Below are 19,192 nucleotides of genomic sequence, written 5' to 3'. Positions count from 1 at the left end.
TTATTTTTGACTAATACACAGACTCTCAATTTACTGCCAAACCAACATTCAGAGCAAAGAGGCCAGTACATCATCTACATCAACATCTGTAATGTTCTGCTTGAGGTTGCGATCGCTTCTTTGTGCTAGTGCTGGCTCTACTGTTATCAAAAATGTCATCACAATCGGAAATATCAAAGCTATAACGGGTATTGCTGCACCTAGAAAATTTTTCAGTTTCATTTTCATTGATTTTCTCCTTATTCCTTATTTTTGACTAATACACAGACTCTCAATTTACTGCCAAACCAACATTCAGAGCCAAGAGGCCAACACTTCATCACAATCGGTAAGACAAAAGCGATAAACAGACACTAAATGTAGGGGATATTCATGAATTGCCCCTACAAAAAACACAATTTATGGACATTTTGCGTAAATTTAAATTATTATACAGAAGAGCAAATAAAATGTCAACATCAATCTTTTTCCTCCTTCTGGCTTAATCATACCGATGCTACTGAATTTGAGCTAATAACTGAGACGTTTTAGTTGATTTTTTTATCAATTATAATAGAATTAGGCGATCGCCACATTCCCAGTTTATCTAAAAGATAAAAATCCCAACCAGGGCAAACGCATCTTATTTTTGAAGTGCTTATAGGGCAAGAATTTCATGCTTCAGAGTAATTATAATTATTAGACATCTGCTAATAATCAAAAATCAAATAATCCCATACGGATAAATCATCAATTCTTTCCCCCTACTCTGTAGGGACGTTGCATGCAACGTCCCTATCTACTCCCTCTATTTCCGGAGAGGTCTATTGAAGTAGCATTCAGCACTCAGCTATAGCTTTTCACAGTGTATAATGAGGGATTATTTCCCCCTTTACAGGGGTAGGTTTTTAACAAAGGAGCGATCTCTCCCTTTGATTCAGTATAAAAACCTCAAAAAAATGTATTTTTTTAGACAATAAATACTTATAAACTCCCCCCTCCTCCCCCTCTTCCCCCTCTCCCCACACTTCTTTTAGATCAAACGTAAAAAACCTACCCCTGTGAATTATTTCCCCCCCCCCACGCAAAGCGCACCACACGCTTTTTCGCTCCTCTTGTGGGGGACCGTTACCCTTGGATCTTTAGCTAATAGCTAAATGCTGAAAGCTAATAGCTAGTTAATTAAACTTAGGACTTACGCAGAGACTCTACATATAGTGAGGGCGAATACCATTCGCCCCTACAGATGGTGGTTTGACAGTCAATTTGCGTAAGTCCTGAAACTGTCAAAATCTTCCAGAATTTAGATGCGTTTCGCCTGAAACCCCAACGTTAGAGTTAAATTAATTTTAAATAATCCAAAATCCCTTAGCTGGACTTTAGGAAAAAAACGGTTAAAAATAAGGTCAAAAGCTTATACAGTAATGTTTTGACCTTAAATTAACCGTTTTCTTGATATATCCAGGTTTCAGCTATTTTAAATAAAGTTAGGTATTTCCCATGCTATTACTGGGTTTGAAGCCATTTTTGGTGTAAAAAATCTCAAAGTCCAGTTAGAAAGGATGTACTAATAAAGTAATTCCCTGACGACCGACAACAGCAATTTCTTGACCTGGATAGAGAGTCATGCTGTAATCTCTAAAAAGCACAGCAGGCCAATATGTAGTTTTAAATTTAACTCTTCCAGGCTCATCAGCAGTAATTTTTTCTTCGACTATAGCAACTTCAGGCTTAGAAAACATTTTTGGAGCATCACAACGAAATTTCTGCATTACTATTATTCCTTATATATATATAGATATAGTTTCAGTTAATCTACTTTGATGCCCCTGTAATTTAAAAATATTGAAAAGTTTATACACTTAATTTTTCTCCTTAATTAGCACTACATTTTGCTTATGTGATTTTCCGGAGGTTGTTTAATTTGCACCTCAGATTATTTTCTTGGATATATATACTTATTTAGGACTTGCTGATTAAATTTAAAAGCATCTACAGATAAAGGTTTGAGCTTTTTTAGGTCTTGAAAAAGTACCTATAGCAATCCTAAATAGGTTGCGGGTAATCAAAAAGTAGATAAAAAAAATGAAACTCCCACCAGTTAAGTGTTCCCTATTCCCTGTTCCCTAAAAGCGGTAAGATTTTTATACACAAATAAAATAGGATTGCTATAGTTTTTAGCTATTTATGCTCAAAAAGTTACCATTTTGGGCAATAGTTGAGACAAAAAAATTACTTCCCTACTTTCCTACTCCCCTACTCCCCTACTCCTTAAAAATACTTTTTCAGCAAACACTATTTATCTTTATCGAGCCAAACATTAATTGAAAATTTCAGAGATATTTGGTGAAAAAGAATGTAAGGAGATTCCACGAAACATCCCTACAGGAGCTTAAGAAAATGGTTATATAACTTCCAACAGATATCTAATACAAAAATCATCAACTTCTCTGCCTTTTGTCTTTTAACTTTATCAAAACAATTAGGTCGCGCAACCCCACTTTTTAAGGCGAAATGTTTTTGGAGAGTTGCTCTAATCCCCGTTACAAAAACAACTTCTGATTTCTGACTTCTGACTTCGTTAACTTCCCTACTCCTTACTCCCTAAGTGACTACAATCTAAAAGCGTTAGTACTTAAAGAGATTGAAATTTGGTATATACCAGAGGTGGAAAGGTACATATATTCCTAGATTTTTAACTGACAAGTAGTTGTCTTGATTTTTTCTTCCCTATTCCCTATTCCCTGTTCCCTATTCCCTACTCCCTACTCCCTACTCCCTACTCCCCAAGAATGTTGCTCATCATTTTCTGTCTCTAATTCCTGTTCCTGAGTTTCCCACCAAATTCCAGATTTATTACCACCATTAAATACATTCAAAGGTTGAGATAATAAAGGAGCAAATCTAGCTGTAGTTAAAGGTCCGAGTATAGAATTTACTAACATTAGAACAATTACACCATTGAAAAATGGTTCTGTGATAATTCCTTCTTTCAAACCAACTAAAGCTTCAACCAAAGTAGCAGCAACATGAGGCAAAGTTAGAGACCACATCGTGAGAGTTTCTGGGAAATTATAGTTGTATAATTGTTTGGCTAATAAAGCTGCAAGAAATTTGCTAATAACTACGCCAGCAATAATAGCTAAAGTCATTAAAAATTCATTAGTTATAGTTGAAACAAAAGCCGGAATATCTAAGATTAATCCCATATCAACAAAGAAAAAAGGAATAAACAATGTACTGCCAATAAATTCTACTTTTTCCTTGACAGGACCATTTCCCACAACTTCATTTACAGCAATACCAGCTAGGAAAGCTCCAACAATAATATCAACATGAATTATTTGTGCTTCCACACTAGCCAGAAACACAACCAACATAATGAATAAAAATTGATTTCCTTCTTCATCCCCAGTCCGACGGAAATATTGTTCCCCTAACCATTTAAAACCAAATAAAACAATTACTGCATAAATCGCTAATTCTCCTAACTGAATAATCAAACTAACAAGAGAAAATTCTCCAGCATTAACCGATACACAAATTGCCAGAATTAACAAAGCAGCAATATCAGTAAATATAGTCGCTCCAATAGTAACAGTAACTGCTTCATTGCCAACCACTCCTAATCGATTAACAATGGGATAACCCAACAAAGTATGAGGAGCAAAAAGAGAACCAATTAAAATTGAAGCATTCCAGCCAAAGCCAAAAATTCTACCAACTAAAATACCAGCAATAATAGGGATAAAAAAAGTGATAAAGCCAAAACCAATGGAGCGATTTCTAGTTTTATTAAATTGTTCTAAATCAATTTCTAAAGCGATTACAAACATCAGATATATTTTGCCAATATCTGACAGTAATTTCATGGTTTCTGTATCGCTACTGAGAATTTGTAAACCATGAGGTCCTAGGACGACTCCTCCCACTAATAATCCCACTAAACCAGGTAGTCGAATACGTTCAAAAATTGGCGGAATGGTTAAAATAACCAGTAGAAGAATAGTGAAGGCAACAATTGGAGTATTGGGCAGCAACTTAATTACCTCTTATTGAAATTTTTCCTACCTATACTAACAAAGCCTTTAGTTGAAGATGAAAATTCTCATAAAAAATCCTCACCTCATAAGAAATAGTTAGGGTTTGCTGAAAAAGTCTTTTGGTAGGAGTAAGATAGCAGGGGAGTAGGGAGTAGGGGAGTAATTTTTTTTGCTCAACTCTTGCCCAAAATGCGCTCCTTTTTGAGCATAAAGAACTAAAAACTAGCTACTTTTTTAATACCTAAAAAGTCTAAAACCTTTATCTGTAAATGCTTTGATATTTAATCAGCAAGCCCTAGTTAGAGGCAAGGATTTAAAAAATTTTCTATGTTACGGTTGTGAGAAAAATCTACTGTAGTTTTCGACGCTGTAAGGTTGAGGTCAAAAGCCACCCTCCCAGACTTAGCATTCCTATTAATGTGCCTGGTTCAGGAACAGTTTCATATGTGAGAGTTCCACTTCCGAGAATGGGGTCGCGTGGCTCGTCTTGTGGAGTATAAAAGGTAGGATCGAAACCATCAGTAAAATCCCCATTAGAAAAGCGGAAAAAATCTCCAGAAAAGTCTCCGACTGCTGTAAAAGGATGATAAATTACATGGTAATCTAGACCGAGTAATTCTCCGTTGAAGAAGTTAACAGTTGGAAAAGTTGGGTAACGCTCGTCATCTTCGGCATTAATTCGAGGATCGCTAAATAAAGCGATCGACAAACCATCATCAACTCCTAAACTCTCAAATCCAACCTTAGTCAAACTTGAATCGTCGAAGCTAAACTGACCATTGTAATAATCAGGGTTAGGGTCAATATCTAGTTCGGGAGAGCCTGTTAGGAAAAAGCCTGAATCGAGATTGACTGTGAAATTATATTTGACGGTGGCAGCTTTAGCAGGGTTAACTTTTACTAGCCCTAGGCTTAAAGTACTGCTAGCGATCGCTGCTGTTACTATAGTTAAAGTTTTGATGGTCATTCTTATTCTCCTCAATAAAGCTGATATAAAATGTTATTTTGCTAAATCTGCTATTGTTTCTGACGCTGTAAGGTTGAGGTCAAAAGGAACCCTCCCAGACCTACTACTCCTATTAATGTTGCTGGTTCGGGAACGCTAGAAACTTTGGCAAATTCTCCTGTTGCTTGTAAGTTAGTTAATTCATCAACATAGGTCTCGCCAACTCTCCCCGTGTCAATCAATTCTTGGGTAGTTCGAGTCGGAAATGCCACATCTTCATGGGTACTAAAACCAAGAGGGAAACCAAACTCATCCATCCAATCATCTACATGGACGTGAGGTGTACTACTTTGAGGTGGTTTTGACCAGAATGTTAAACCATCACTTCTGGAGCCGTCTCCAATATTGATTCCGTCCTGGTCAAAGTAAGTACCAGACTGAAGTATCTGCTTTGTTTGGGCATCAAAATTGAAGTTAACACCTGCATCTAAATGATTATCAGTATAGGTTCTCAAAAGATTGCCTTGAGGATCGAAAAATGAGACATTGAGAAAATCTAAGTCATTGGTTCGGACAATTTCATCAGTGTAACTTTGGGTTTCGTCATAGCTAAACAAACCTGTAACTCCAAAGCCAGCAATTTGACCAGTCCAATCAAATTGAAAAGTAATAGCCTTAGCTACGGTAGGAATAAGGATGCTTAATGCCGTACTTAGAGTAATAACGGCTGTTTTGAAATAATGAGACATAAGTATATAGCTTGAATCTTGTTTACTTGTTTAATTGGTGGTGGTGTACAAGTAGTGATTTTTTTAGTTAGACTCCTTATGCTGAGAAGGGTTTACTTATAAATATCACTACATCTACAGGACTACCGTTTAATTTACCTTTTTTGAGAGACCGTGAATAGCTGAACCTACTAGAGAACCTCCTATTCCCAAGACTCCTAAGAGAGTTGTTGGCTCTGGAACACTTTTGGCATATTCCACAACTCGTGGTCGCACTGGAAAAAATCCGGTGAGTTCCCTAGACGAATAGATAATTGTTTCATCTGCATCAAGATAATCCCCATCTCCATTCATGTCAATTAGGCGAAATACGTTATCTTCATTAGGTTGTGAACCATTGGAAGTAATGCTTAATTCTCCAGTTGGACCTGTGGCAACAGAGAATGCTCCGGCGCCAAAATCGAAACCTGTCGGAATATTGCTAGGCTCCCACACTTTTAATGCTTCTGATGCCAAATCTATACTTCCACTGTCATTTTCATCTGTTAAACGGAAGATAGAATCACTAAATAAATCTAAGCCATATAAACTGCTGCTATCTGAATCAAAGCCAAAATAAAATGTTCCGATGCCAAATGGGTTAGTATCATCAATGAAAATCTTGACTTCTGTTAGAGGGTCGATTACGTTATCATTATTGATATCTTCAGCTCGGTAAACTCTCGGACTTCCTCCTGCTGTATCTGATATAAAGGCTACGTCATCGATAAAAGCGATTTCAAAAGCAGATGAGGCTGGGTTGAGAGCTTTCAGGTCGAGCCAGATACTTGCTTCTCCCATATCGTTTGCATCACCGTCATTATTTAGGTCAATGGTGCGATACACAAAGTCTCCATTCGGCGTACCGACGGTGTCTGCTGCAACTATATAAATTGCTCCACTGTTATCTTCTCCTAGTCCATTAGGAGTTAACAGAGGCAGTCCACTAGCATTATCCGTCGCTGAAAACCAAACACTTGCTTCTCCAGCATCGAGAGCGTTACCATTGTTGTTTGAGTCAAGCAGTCGATAGACTGAATCTGTGTTCCCGTCACCGTAATAAAGAAACCCACTATTTGACTGTAGTATTGTGAAGACATTGCCAGTAGGATTAGCGAAACCAGAGGCGTTTGTATCATCAAAATAGACTGATACTTCACCAGTATCATTGGCATCACCATCACCATTAAAATCTTGGGTAAAGTAAATTCCATCTAGGGTTTGATCTGCTACAAAAATACCACCGAAAGAGGCTCCATATACTGGAGAAACAGTCACCAAGCTACTTGCAAAAGTACAAGATACTAAAAGAATTTTTAGACTTATTTTTTTGTACTGCATTAATTTCTACTAAAAAGTTAACTCACAATGAATATGGCAGGACTTACGCAAAATTCTCTTTGATACGATTGGTGTAGTGTAAGGTGCGTTGCAATTCACCCTACAGGTAGAATTACTGCGTAAGTCCTATATGGAAAAAAATTTCCTAATTTTTAGCAGATTTCTCTTTTAATACCGAACCTGCTCCCAGAAAGCCAAATGCCAACAGTCCCAAAATTGAAGTAGGTTCAGGAACACGAGTAAGTGTCAAAGTTGGAGCCAGACCTTCGGTGGCGCCAACAGTATAGAAAATTCCATAGCTATTGCGGCCGTTGGTATCGACATTACCAAATAAACCACTTAAGGCTATTCCATTATTAGTTTCAGGAGACTCGATCCAAGTGTTTACTAAGGAACTAATATCCCAACTATATATACCGTTATCTCCCACAGCAGTATCAGCGAACGCATTACCACCGCCCACACCGTAGTCAATATCAGCAATATTGCCGTTGATATCATCAAAAGCAGCTGTCAAGTTGTAGACGCTAACATTCAGTGGGTTAGCATCAGTGGCAGGGATTAAGAAACTAGCTAAACTTGTATCCTGCTCAAGCGTGAGAATGGCTTGATAATTCTTGCCTGCTAATGAGGAAAAGTCATCTGAATCGAACTTTAAGAAAGAAAAGGTATCTTGAGGACTTAAACCGATAGTTGTTGCTTTATCTACTAAAAGTCGAAAATCACTGTTAGCGCTGACTTCTTCCCGGAAGGTATAGTAAGCATCGTCAGCTAAAATATTTATTGTATCTGCATTAGCTCGAGACTGAAAGCTGAGAACTGTTACAGTTGCTAAACTCACACCTACAAATAATTTTTTTGTCAACATTTTAAACTCCTTATTTTTGATAAGATTTGCCTTTTAAAAATGAACTTGCTCCTAAAAAACCGAATGTTAACAGCCCAAAAATTGAGCCTGGTTCGGGAACTTGAAGTGGATCTATAAATCTAGCACTAACACAGGCATTCGTACACCCCAAAGACTGCCGAGTATAAATATCTGTAAAACTACCAAATTCGCGAGTTCCAACGGTTAAATTAGTAGAAACAACACCATCTCCACCAGTCCATAAGATATTGCCATTACCTAATTCATAAACTCCCCTAATACCTCTATTCGCTACTCCCTCAGCACTGGTATAGAAACCAATTTGAGTGCCATCAGAATCATATTCATAAATTCCCGCAGGGTTGGAAAAGCCAGCAGCCAAAACATTACTATCGCCACGGGTCGCTAGTTGTTGGGGAAAATCTATTCCTGTTACACCATCAGAATCGTGAAATGTTGCTAAAAACACCCCATCCAAACTATAACGTTCGAGATTTTCATCGGCAACATTACTAATTAATAATTCCCCATTGTAAAAAAGTACATCGTATGGAGAACCTGTAGCAAAAAAGCCTAAATTATTGCCATTGGTGTCAAAAGTAATAATTCCTCTTCCCGGTGCATTGTTATTTGTTCCAGCATTAGTTACATAAACGCGATCGCCAATGAAAACCATTCCCCGAATATTATCTAGCCCACCACTAATCGTACTTAATAGTTTACCTGTCAAATTGAAACGAAAGATAGAGTCAGCAAGTTGATCGCTTACCCAGATTTCATTATTAACTTGGATAGCGTTAAGGGGAGTTTGAAAAATTCCTGCTCCATCAATAAAGTTGTCATCGACTAAAGCTCCATCATAGGAATCAAACAAAAGAATACTATCGTTTAGGGAGTCGGGAATCATTAACAACTGCGCTCCTTGAGCTAAGTTAGCGCTTCCTATTGTTCCTAGGATGGTCAAACTGCCAAAAAGTAAATGAGAAAAAGATTTTAGCATCAGTTGAGTTTCTCTGAACATCGAGCTTTTACTTATTAGGAATTTATTGCATTTATTAATTTATCGTAATTTAGCAAGGTTTTCAATAAAAGTCAACCCTAAAATTTTAAGAAAATATTAAAAATACTGTTTTTATCTATAAATTCAAATCGTCAAATCATTACAATTCAGACCAAATCCGTTTTAGTAACAGGGTATTTATAAAAGCCGAAGTCTTTGTCTAATAGATTGGTGGATAGGCTAAACAGTATAAAATAACTGGACTTTGTATTAGACGATAAAAATTTTTAGATAATATAAATTTAAGACTCATCTTTTTATTAAGAATTTATTTTAATTAATTAAGTCAAAAATACTCATACAAATTTTCGGCCTTGTCAGGGGAAAAATCTTTGCATTTTGAGACTACTTGAGCCAAAAACCAGGCACTTTTTCAATTTTGCCAAAACCCTGTAAGCCTGAGCTGGCATTTATTACACTTTTATTCAGCCAGCCCTATTTATAGGACTTAGGTAGTACAAGGTATTTTCGTCATTGTTACCGACAGGGAAGCAATCTCAAATCCTAGTTTTTCGTACCTCATGCGTAAGTCCTGATTTCGTTTCGCTTCACTTACAAAAGCATAAAATGTAACTAAAGACAAAATACTATTCCATAGCATTATGGTTGACACCAAATCCTGCGATCGCCAATCAATGTTTGCATTAGACATCTCCAAAAATGAAAAATAAAATCAATTCTTATCCATAAATTATCAATTACTCCCCCCTGTTCCCAGTTAAGTGTTCCCTCTTTTCTGGAGATGTCTATTTATTAAATATTCAACCAGACATGATATAAAAATTAACAACAACTCTATCAAACTTTATTACTGTTTCCTATTCACTGTTCCTTCAAATCAAGAATAAGGCTCTCCAAATATAACTACTGAACAAGTAATTTCTGCCAGAACTTTAGTAGTAACATCACTAACAGATAATCCTGCTGCGGTACGTCGTCGCATGGAGCGTAATACTACTAATTGATATGATTTTGCTGCTTTACTAATTACAGGAGCAACATCATCATAACGAATAATTTTAATTCTAGACTTTACCTGAGTTTTTCCTTGAGAAATAAGCAGAGAAAGTTGGGAATGAAACTTAGTAATTTGTTCTTTAGAAGTCTGGCGATCGCATACATGAAGTATAGTTACGGAAGCTTGATTAGTATCAGCAAAAAGTTGCGCAAAACGTACAGTTCGTAATGCTTGGGGGGTAATGTTTTTAACAGGTACTAAAATCCGATGAATATTAATCGGCTTTTCCAACAAACGTACCACAGCTACCGGACAATGAGCAGACCAAAATACCCGGTCTATTATATTCCCAAATAAACGAGCTTTAATACCAGTAGTATTGTGCCAACCCATAACAATCAAACTAGAATTTTTTTCCCGTGCTGTGCGACTAACACCTTTAGCAAAATCATCATAAATTCGGATTTCTGGAGTAGCTTCAATTTCTAAATTTTGACTAATTTCTAAAGCAGGAGTTAACCTTTGACTGCTTTGTTGTAAAGCCAAGTTTAACTGAGGAGAATCCATATTGACGTAACCTTTAACTATAGATAAAGGAATCATTAAACCTCCCTCATGCTTTGCCAACATTGCTGCCATTTCAATTAAATATTTTGTTTGTTCTGAAGAAAAATATACTGGCACTAATACCACAAATTTATGGTTAATAACTCCATCAACCGTCTCTGTAAAACCATCTATAATTTGCTGATGAGTTTCCCACCAAATCAAAGAATTATCCGATGTAAAATCCACCTCTGGTAAAGAAATTTTACTCGCAAACCTAGCAGTAAGAATCGGACCTAAAATAGAAGTCACCAACATCAAAAAAATTACACTATTAAATATTACCTCTGGCAAAATTCCTACTTGCAAACCCACCAATGCAGCAGCCAAAGTAGCAGCCACCTGTGGCATTGATAGAGACCACATACTCATCGTTTCATGCCAATTATATTTATAAATCTTTTTTGCCAAAAACGCAGCCAAAAATTTACTCCCAAGCAAACCAAAAATAATAGATAAAGTTAATTCAAAGCTAGTTAAAAAAGTATTGACAAAAGCCGACATATCCAGCAATAATCCCATATCAACAAAAAAACAGGGAATAAATAAAACACTCCCAACAAACTCTATTTTTTCCTTAACCGGACTTTTCCCCACTACATCATTAATCGCTAAACCTGCCAGAAAAGCACCAACAATTTGATCGACATTAATCAATGTTGCACCCAAAGCAGCAATAAATACAACCAACAAAACAAATAAGAATTGATTACTTTCTTGATTAGTCGTGCGCCGGAAAAATTGTTTACCCACCCATTGAAAACCCCAAAGAATTATCCCCGCATAAATAGCCAAACTTCCCAATTGAATTGCCAAACTAATTACCGAAAAATTACCAGCATTAATCGACACACAAATTGCTAAGACTAATAAAGCAGCAATATCAGTAAAAATAGTCGCCCCAATAGTAACAGTAATCGCTTGATTTCCCACTACACCCAACTGCTGAACAATGGGATAACCCAAGAGAGTATGAGAAGCAAGTAAAGAACCAGTTAAAATCGCACCATTCCAACCCAAACCAAATATTTTGGCAATTAATGTACCAGTAATAAGTGGGAATAAAAATGTAGCAATGCCAAAACCAAGAGAGCGGTCTTGATTTTTTTTAAATTCTATTAAATCAATTTCTAATCCCGCGACAAACATCAGATAAACCTTTCCAATATCTGATAATAATTTCATCGTTTCTGTTTCTGGGTCGAGTAAATTTAATCCATCTCCACCTAAAATAATTCCTGCTACTAATAAGCCCACTAATCCAGGAAGTCTGAGACGTTCAAACAGAGGTGGAAGAGTGAGAATTACTAATAAAAGAATCGTAAATGTAACAATCGGATTTTGTGAAAGCAACTTTGTTATCCCCTAATAAAAAAAATATCCTATTCTCTCTACTTTATAGTAAGTAGTAACAATTGAATAAAAAAGAAGGTAAGCATTCAGCACTCAGCTATCAACTATTGCTTTTAGTTCTAGATAAAAGCTTTACTAATTGTTGAAATTTATTTTGTTTGTAGTAGGGCTTTAGCCCATTAAATATTTATTTTATTACTCAAAGTCCTACTACTAGCTGAATACTGAATACTGAAAAAAAGGGGCTTGACAAAAAAACTTGACATGGTATTATAAATATAATGGAAAAAGTGCGCTCATATATACTCAAATAAATTAGACCAAAAAAACCATATTTCCCTGCTAGGCAGTATACGAGGAATTCGGAATAAGTAATAATGTCATTGTGACCGGAACGGAGTGGAGGGAAGCAATCTCAATTATTTCAGAGATTCAAAAACTGATAACAGAAAAAATACCAAGGACAAGAGCAAGAACCTCCCACTGTCATGCCTCTTCAACAATTAATAATTAATAATTAATAATTAACAATTACCTCTCCTTGAAAACGGATAGGATTGACTAATCATGAAAATTTTTTCTTCTCTTGGTCGATTGGATATGGCGAGGTCTCCCGCTCTTGCAGAGCCGCTCCGAAGTGCGCCATCCCATCTACCAGGTCATGCTCCGCAAACGACCGCTTGTTTCTCCTTTAAAGGAGAGGATTTAAACCTTGATTATTCGGTAAAAACTAATAACAGAAAAAGAGGGTTGACAAGAAAACTTGACATGGTACTATAAATATAATGGAAAAGGTACGCTCATATATACTCAAATAAATTAGGCCAAAAAAGCCATATTTCCCTAAAAGTCGGCGACGAAAGGAATTTCCCCTTGCATCGGAAAAAAATCATAGTAGTATGTAATTAATAGTGGTTGTTCTTACCTACAAATGACTTTTTATTCAACTAAAATACATCGTAGTGGACTGACACACCTTAAATGTTGCATTAGAAAAAAATGCTCAAACCATGGCATAACAAGAATTATACGGAAAAAGCGCTTTGCAGAGTTTTAGCTGTGTCAGTCCAGTAGGTTAGGTTAAGCGATCGCGCAACCCAACAAAAACAATAATAATGTAATGTTGGGTTTCGTTTCCTCAACCCAACCTACTTTGATTAATGACTTTTTTTAAACTTCCTCAGCAGCTTGCAGAATCAAACGACGAGCTACAGTTTGAGTACCAGTATGCTCAAAATAATTAGTCGTCAAATCAATAAATGCTGCCAAATAATCCAACTTATCATCAGCAATATCTACAAAATTTTGCAAGCTATTAATAATCATTTGAGGGTCTAATCCTCGCGATGAAACTAAATTACTCATCCAACCCCTAACCGCATCAAAACTATTACCAATAAAATCAAGTTTACCCTGAGTACCATCACCAGGAATCAAATTATTTACCCTCTGAAATAAAGGATTTTGTTGCAGACCAGCAGAACTCATACCCCCAATAATATCTCCTACGCGATTCACAAAATCAGGTCCTAGAGGAATCAACCCATCGAAACAGACCAAGGCAACCATTCGCATCAAAGAAGGACCACTATATTCTTCTGCCAAAGCTGCGGAAAAATCTCCTAAACTATCCATTGTTGGCATTCCATTCAATTTGCAGAAAGCAACCAACTCCGCCACTATTTTGATGGATAAATCTATTGCTTGAGTTTTATCTGCTGATGGGGTTAACTTATTCAAGAAACTCAGGAAAGAAATTTTTTCACCAATTTTATTTGCCATTGCTGCGGCACCCATAGCAGCATCAGCTTTATCTAGACTTTGGTAAGTCCAGATAGCGTCTTGATAACCTTGAGATTCATCGTTATATATCCACAAAGCACGTTCGCTAATTTTTTGAATTGTTTTGGATTTTTCTTCCCCAGTAATTTCACGAACTGTATTTTCAAAACCTACTAAATTATTCCATTCTCTGGGAACTACGAAATCTAAAGCGCGTAATGCTGAAACTGTAATCCCACCAGTGGGTAGGTCATTGACTAATTTGATAATTGAATCGCTCATAATTTATCCTTCTGTGTTAATTTTTTCTCCATCACAACTTACAGTCGTTCCGGAGGCGATGTTCTCATCTTATTGGCAATCTTATCAAGATAGAGGGGGAGATTGGGAGATTGAGAGATTGGCAGATTGGGTGTATTAAAGTATTTTTCAATTATTGCTTCAATCCACTGACAGAGTGCCTCTAAAATTTTTAGAATATACCAAAAATAGATTGAGAAGATGTGGATATTCTGCGGATATTTATCATCTTTGAGTATTGGAATATTTTTCCACTCTCCTATTGCCTAATTTCTATAAACGACTTTATGCCTCAAAATTATAAATCAAGGTCAAGATAGCAAATGGGTTCTATAGGATAGAATCTCGCTTTATATGAGAATCTCGGTTTATATGAACAGGTGTATCTTGGAAAAATAGTAGTTTAGATTCAATTTCCTCTACAAATATTCATTTTGTGAAGCACCAGGAAAAATTGACGGCAGGAAGGTTTGACTCTTGCATTCCTCACAAAAATCAGGAAGCGATCGCTAAAATTTAGAAAAAAATCTCATCCTGTGAAGCACCAGAAAAAATTAGCGGCACGAAGGTTTGACCCTGGTATCCTTTGAAGAAGTATAGAAGCGATCGCTAAAATTTAGAAAAAAATCTCATCTTGTAAAGTACCAGAAAAAATTAACAGCAGGAAAATTTTAGCCTTGCATCCATCACCTTTTATTACTAAATAAAATAAAAAACTACCTTTTAAGATAAAAAGCATCTCTCCAAGTTTCTCCTTCCCAACTTATTTCAGATCTTTGAAAATTAAACTCTCCTAGAAATTCATCTAACTCCTCAACTCTGGCAGAATTTTTATATAATTCATCTCGGTTAACTTCGGTCAAAATATAATTAATATTTTTGAGAGTTTCTCGACTACCTTTCAAAACTTATAGTTCATATCCCTGCACATCAATAGTCAATAAATTATAGTTTTCTTTCTCGTCTAAAATATCATCTAGTCTTACCATCTCCACAACTTCTTCTCTATCAAAAATAATGTCAGGATATTGTTATAAATGTTTTTTAGGTTGTAAAACTAAAGATGAAATTTGATTATTCGCACTTTCTAGATACACTGGAGAGTACAAAGTTCTTCTAAAAAACGATTTGCTTATCTGACTGAAAGTCTTACTGGAAAGGGCTTACAGCACCTACAGGTATGAATGGATAGTTTCTAAGCTTGAGTTGCTGAAAGCCTTAGCTAGCAATAGTTATTCAAAGAACTTCGCACTGTCTAGTAGATACATCTTAATTGTTTTATTTTCATTCTCTAAGAGATTGTTTGCAAAAGAAATATAAAAAGGAGATAGGAAACAGAGAACAAGGAACAGGGAACAGGGGACTGATAATTAATGAAGAAAGCCAATCTTTATGTTCAAAAAAAGTAGATAGACATTGATTAGTATTTATATCCCAAAATTTAATTGTATGTTGACTGCCACTAAGAATTATTTGACTATTTTTACTAAATACAACTGAATGAACAAAATCTGCACGACCTTGTAAAGTTTTCAGACATTTACCTGTAGCTATATCCCAGATTTTTATTGTTCTATCGACGCTTGCTGTGGCTAATATATTTTTATTACTAAAAGTTATGGCGTTAATTTCTGAAAGATGCCCTTCTGAATTTTGTAAATATAAACCTGTCTGAATATTCCAGACTTTAACAATTTTTTCTCCACTACCAGTAGCCAAATTTTTACCATTAATACTAATATCAATCAAGGAAATATGATAGCTCTGAGATTTGAATGTATTTAAACATTGACAATTATGTATATCCCAAATTTTTACAGTTTTATTTTCTAAACTAGAAGCTAAAATCTGATTATTATCGATAATTTTGACTGATAAAATTACGCCACTATTTGTGTCAAAACTATTAATAACTGTTTTTGTATTTATATCCCACAAATAAACTACACCATTTTCACAACCAAAAGTTAAAAGACCTGTTTTAGGGGAAAGACTTAAGGCAGAAATACGACTCTCTGACTCAATCAATATATCTGAATTACCAGTTTCTAAATTCCAAAATATTATTTGTTTTTCTGAGTAACCAAATAACTGACTTCCATCTAAATTAAAGACAATTTTTTTTACTGTCTGATTATCGGGTAAATTTAAAGTAGAAATACATTTTCCTGTAGCAATATCCCAGATTTTTATATTTCTATTTCTGCTAGAACTAGCTATTTTTTGATTATCAGGACTAAAAGTAATAGAATCAAGGATAGTTGTATGTTCTTGATGTTTAAAAAGTTGTCGATTTTCTCGCCATTGCCACAAACAAACCTCACCATCAATACTTCCCGTAACTAAAAATTCTCCACTCGGACTAAAAGCGAGACTAAAAATAATACCAAAGGTGTCAGTAAAAGTTGTTTTGGCAAAATTACTATTCGTAAAATTGACATTGTTTAAAGTTATCCCTTGTAAATTTCCTTGGCAAATAGTTAGCTCGGAGAAATCTTTGTCACTAATTTTTACAGATAAGTTAGATAGTATATTGATAATATTTCCCCCAACATATCCAGTAAAAGATGGAGATTTTTTGCGGAAGCGATCGAGTATTTTCATCAAATAACTCTCAATTTCCTCCTTATTACCTAAAGTCGTTTCTAAACGTTCGATAATTGGCGTAATAATTAGACGTTTTTGTATTTCTTGAATATAATCCGCTGCCGTAGCTTTGAGCAAAACATGACTTTGAAGTAGTGAAATTTCTCCACAGATAATTTCCCTAGATATTTTGTCGATTAAATTTATAGTTACATATTCCATAACTACTGGTTGTAGTGAAAATGTCGAGCTATCGTTAATATCATTTCTAGTTTTTTCAATTAGAGAACGACGATGTAATGAATCTAGTATTTCTAGTAAATTAAATTGATTAATTTGTGTTAATTCCAGAGAAGATTCATTCCTATTTTCAAACTTCGGTGACAATAAATCATTTTTTAACTTAGTGATCGCTACAGGGTCTCTATTGATAGCTAACCAATATAATAGAGATTTTTCTAATTGTGATAAATGCTGAAATTGTTGGTTAATAAGATTACAAATATCGCCAAATACTGTTGTACTTTCAGCCAGAAAATCATCAACATTACCATCGAATAAATCCAATATAGTAGTTGCGATAACTTCAAGATATAAAGGATTACCACCATAATTATTAATCAACTCTTGTAAATCTGAATCTCTAGCATCAACAATTCCTTTAGCTTTAAAAATTTCCTTAATTTCTGAAATACCCAAACCACTAATTTGTAATGAACGAACAGGTAATTCTTTACCTTCAATAGCAGCAATTTCCTTTGGCTTTTCTCTAGAAGTAATTAGCAAACAACATTGATGATTTGTTTCCCCTACTTTTTGAAAAAATTCACCATAACCCTCATATCCTTCCAGATAATTACCAGCATAATTACCCTCTGAAAAAATAGTATCAACATTATCAAGAATTAATAAACAACGTCGATTTTTAAGATATTCAACTAACTTATTAATTATGAGAGTAATATTTTTCCCTAAATCTGTTTCCTCTCCATTAGATAAAACGGGTGATTCCCTTTTCGCCCCTACTAAAAATATTTTCCAGTTAATGATTATTTTGCCAATCTATTTCTGTATTAACTGGTATTCGTAAAATCAGGTATGAAATTTGTATCAGAATCAGATTAATAGTCAGGAAAAAACAATTTTAACTACTGACTACTGTACGGGTGATTCCCTTTTCACCCCTACTAAAAATATTTTCCAGTTAATGGTTATTTTTCCAATCTATTTTTGTATCAGATTAATAGTCAGAAAAAAACTTTTTTAACTACTGACTACTGACTACTAAAAATCATACAATCATTCACCAACCCCTATTAACTAATAGTTTACACGAGGTAAATAATGACTCAAATTAACACTGATAATCTACCATTATGGGTTCAAGATAGAGAGAAAGTCTTAAAATCCAGTCAGAACGTAGAATGGCGTAATGGGGCAGCACCAAATTACACTACTTCTGCTAAAAATCTAGTCAGAGAAAGTAAGTACAACCACCCAGAAAACTCTCTTGAATCGATTGTACAAAACTTAGTACGAACATTCGATATTGAGGCAAATTTCAAAACAAATCCTCAAGATTGGTTAACTGTAGTTCAAGATAAATTCCGCATGAGTACAAACGGTGGAACTAATTATCAATTACAAGATTTAATCGACTCAGGTACTTACAAATTGTTGATTGGTAATACTCAACATTATCAAGCCTCAGAAGAAACTTTTGAAACCTCCACAAATCTCTTTCATACTGCATTTCCCGAAGGTTTTTTATGGGAAGTCGTAGAGGTTTATTCTCCACCACCAACAATTGTTGTTAAATGGAGACATTGGGGACATTTTCGAGGAAATTATAAGGATTATCTCTCTACAGGAGAGACAATTGAAGTTATTGGCATAAGTATTGTCAAAGTTAGTGATGATTTAAAGATTCTTTCATTAGAACACTATTATGACAATACAAAATTTTTAGATAGCCTAACATCCGGTGGTAAAGCTATTACTGAAAAGCAACAAAAATCATCTGGAGAAACAAAAACTTCTAATCCCTTACAACAGAAATTTATGGGTTTTATCAAAAACTTTTTGCCGTTGAAAAAAAATCCAAAAGTCTCTAATTCACCAGTAAGTCGCTGTCCTTTTGCAGCTTTTATGCAGTAATACTAAATCCGACTTATAAGACTTCTTGCAAAAGTCAGGGAATAGGAAATAGGTATTGAGGGAATAGGGGGGATCAAATTGTTGATTCTATATCTTGAGTTGGTTTAATTAAAAATTTTGCAAGAGGTTTATAGAACTCATTTAGTATCCTTGTCCGCGATTAAATTTTTGAGTTATAGTCGGCAGTTGAATAGAGGCAATACACCGAAAAGATTGAAAAATATTCCCCTACTCCCTTACTTTTCAGATTAGAATCAGACTTTTCCCGTTATCAAATCTTTTCATCCATCGTTCCTCAGTAGAAAAGCACAAACATTCTCATTCTCTGAAGCTCCTGAAAAAAAATCGGCGCGTCAAAAGATTTTTGGTTGCATCCTTACAAAAATTCTGATATCATAAAAACTATCTGGAGTCGCTCGCCCATACGCATGACTTTTTATTCAACT

General features: G+C 35.2%; 13 protein-coding genes and 1 pseudogene. 1 reads left to right on the top strand and 13 read right to left on the bottom strand.

Annotated features, from left to right (window positions below; all coding sequences use genetic code 11):
- Window positions 1-48: 48 nt before the first annotated feature.
- From ACP6PM_RS04730 to ACP6PM_RS04670, 13 genes and pseudogenes are all read right to left on the bottom strand, one after another.
- Window positions 49-228, bottom strand: coding sequence for a hypothetical protein (locus ACP6PM_RS04730; RefSeq protein WP_426582314.1), 180 nt, complete (start codon window positions 226-228; stop codon window positions 49-51).
- A gap of 1,304 nt (window positions 229-1,532) precedes the next feature.
- Complete coding sequence (locus ACP6PM_RS04725) at window positions 1,533-1,751, bottom strand: NfeD family protein (protein WP_426582312.1); 219 nt, start codon at window positions 1,749-1,751, stop codon at window positions 1,533-1,535.
- Window positions 1,752-2,783: 1,032 nt separating this feature from the next.
- A pseudogene (locus ACP6PM_RS04720) lies at window positions 2,784-4,025 on the bottom strand (cation:proton antiporter); the annotation flags it as partial.
- A gap of 346 nt (window positions 4,026-4,371) precedes the next feature.
- Complete coding sequence (locus ACP6PM_RS04715) at window positions 4,372-4,989, bottom strand: PEP-CTERM sorting domain-containing protein (RefSeq protein WP_426582310.1); 618 nt, start codon at window positions 4,987-4,989, stop codon at window positions 4,372-4,374.
- 50 nt (window positions 4,990-5,039) lie between these two features.
- Window positions 5,040-5,717, bottom strand: coding sequence for a PEP-CTERM sorting domain-containing protein (locus ACP6PM_RS04710; RefSeq protein WP_426582308.1), 678 nt, complete (start codon window positions 5,715-5,717; stop codon window positions 5,040-5,042).
- 129 nt (window positions 5,718-5,846) lie between these two features.
- On the bottom strand, window positions 5,847-7,076 hold the full coding sequence (locus tag ACP6PM_RS04705; RefSeq protein WP_426582306.1) for a hypothetical protein: 1,230 nt from the start codon (window positions 7,074-7,076) through the stop codon (window positions 5,847-5,849).
- Between the two features lie 145 nt (window positions 7,077-7,221).
- Window positions 7,222-7,944, bottom strand: a complete 723-nt coding sequence (locus ACP6PM_RS04700) for a DNRLRE domain-containing protein (RefSeq protein ID WP_426582304.1) — start codon at window positions 7,942-7,944, stop codon at window positions 7,222-7,224.
- Between the two features lie 10 nt (window positions 7,945-7,954).
- A complete protein-coding gene (locus ACP6PM_RS04695) occupies window positions 7,955-8,944 on the bottom strand; it encodes a PEP-CTERM sorting domain-containing protein (RefSeq protein WP_426582302.1) in 990 nt (329 codons plus the stop codon).
- Between the two features lie 508 nt (window positions 8,945-9,452).
- Window positions 9,453-9,656: a hypothetical protein gene (locus tag ACP6PM_RS04690; RefSeq protein WP_426582301.1), complete on the bottom strand. Its 204-nt coding sequence runs from the start codon at window positions 9,654-9,656 to the stop codon at window positions 9,453-9,455.
- Between the two features lie 186 nt (window positions 9,657-9,842).
- Window positions 9,843-11,921, bottom strand: a complete 2,079-nt coding sequence (locus tag ACP6PM_RS04685; RefSeq protein ID WP_426582299.1) for a cation:proton antiporter — start codon at window positions 11,919-11,921, stop codon at window positions 9,843-9,845.
- 1,170 nt (window positions 11,922-13,091) lie between these two features.
- A complete protein-coding gene (locus ACP6PM_RS04680; RefSeq protein WP_426582297.1) occupies window positions 13,092-13,985 on the bottom strand; it encodes a hypothetical protein in 894 nt (297 codons plus the stop codon).
- Window positions 13,986-14,719: 734 nt separating this feature from the next.
- Window positions 14,720-14,908 carry a hypothetical protein gene (locus ACP6PM_RS04675; RefSeq protein ID WP_426582295.1) on the bottom strand — a complete coding sequence of 63 codons (189 nt, stop codon included), beginning with the start codon at window positions 14,906-14,908 and terminating at the stop codon, window positions 14,720-14,722.
- A gap of 379 nt (window positions 14,909-15,287) precedes the next feature.
- Window positions 15,288-17,375, bottom strand: coding sequence for a WD40 repeat domain-containing protein (locus tag ACP6PM_RS04670; RefSeq protein ID WP_426582293.1), 2,088 nt, complete (start codon window positions 17,373-17,375; stop codon window positions 15,288-15,290).
- A gap of 558 nt (window positions 17,376-17,933) precedes the next feature.
- Here ACP6PM_RS04670 and ACP6PM_RS04665 point away from each other — a divergent pair.
- Window positions 17,934-18,746, top strand: coding sequence for a SnoaL-like polyketide cyclase (locus ACP6PM_RS04665; protein WP_426582291.1), 813 nt, complete (start codon window positions 17,934-17,936; stop codon window positions 18,744-18,746).
- The last annotated feature ends 446 nt before the right edge of the window (window positions 18,747-19,192 follow it).

The organism is Dapis brunnea BLCC-M229, from assembly GCF_050015995.1.
In the GTDB taxonomy this organism is placed as follows: Bacteria; Cyanobacteriota; Cyanobacteriia; order Cyanobacteriales; family Microcoleaceae; genus Trichodesmium.
The sequence above is the reverse complement of the archived record's forward strand: the minus strand, read 5'-3'. Positions and strand labels throughout refer to the sequence as shown.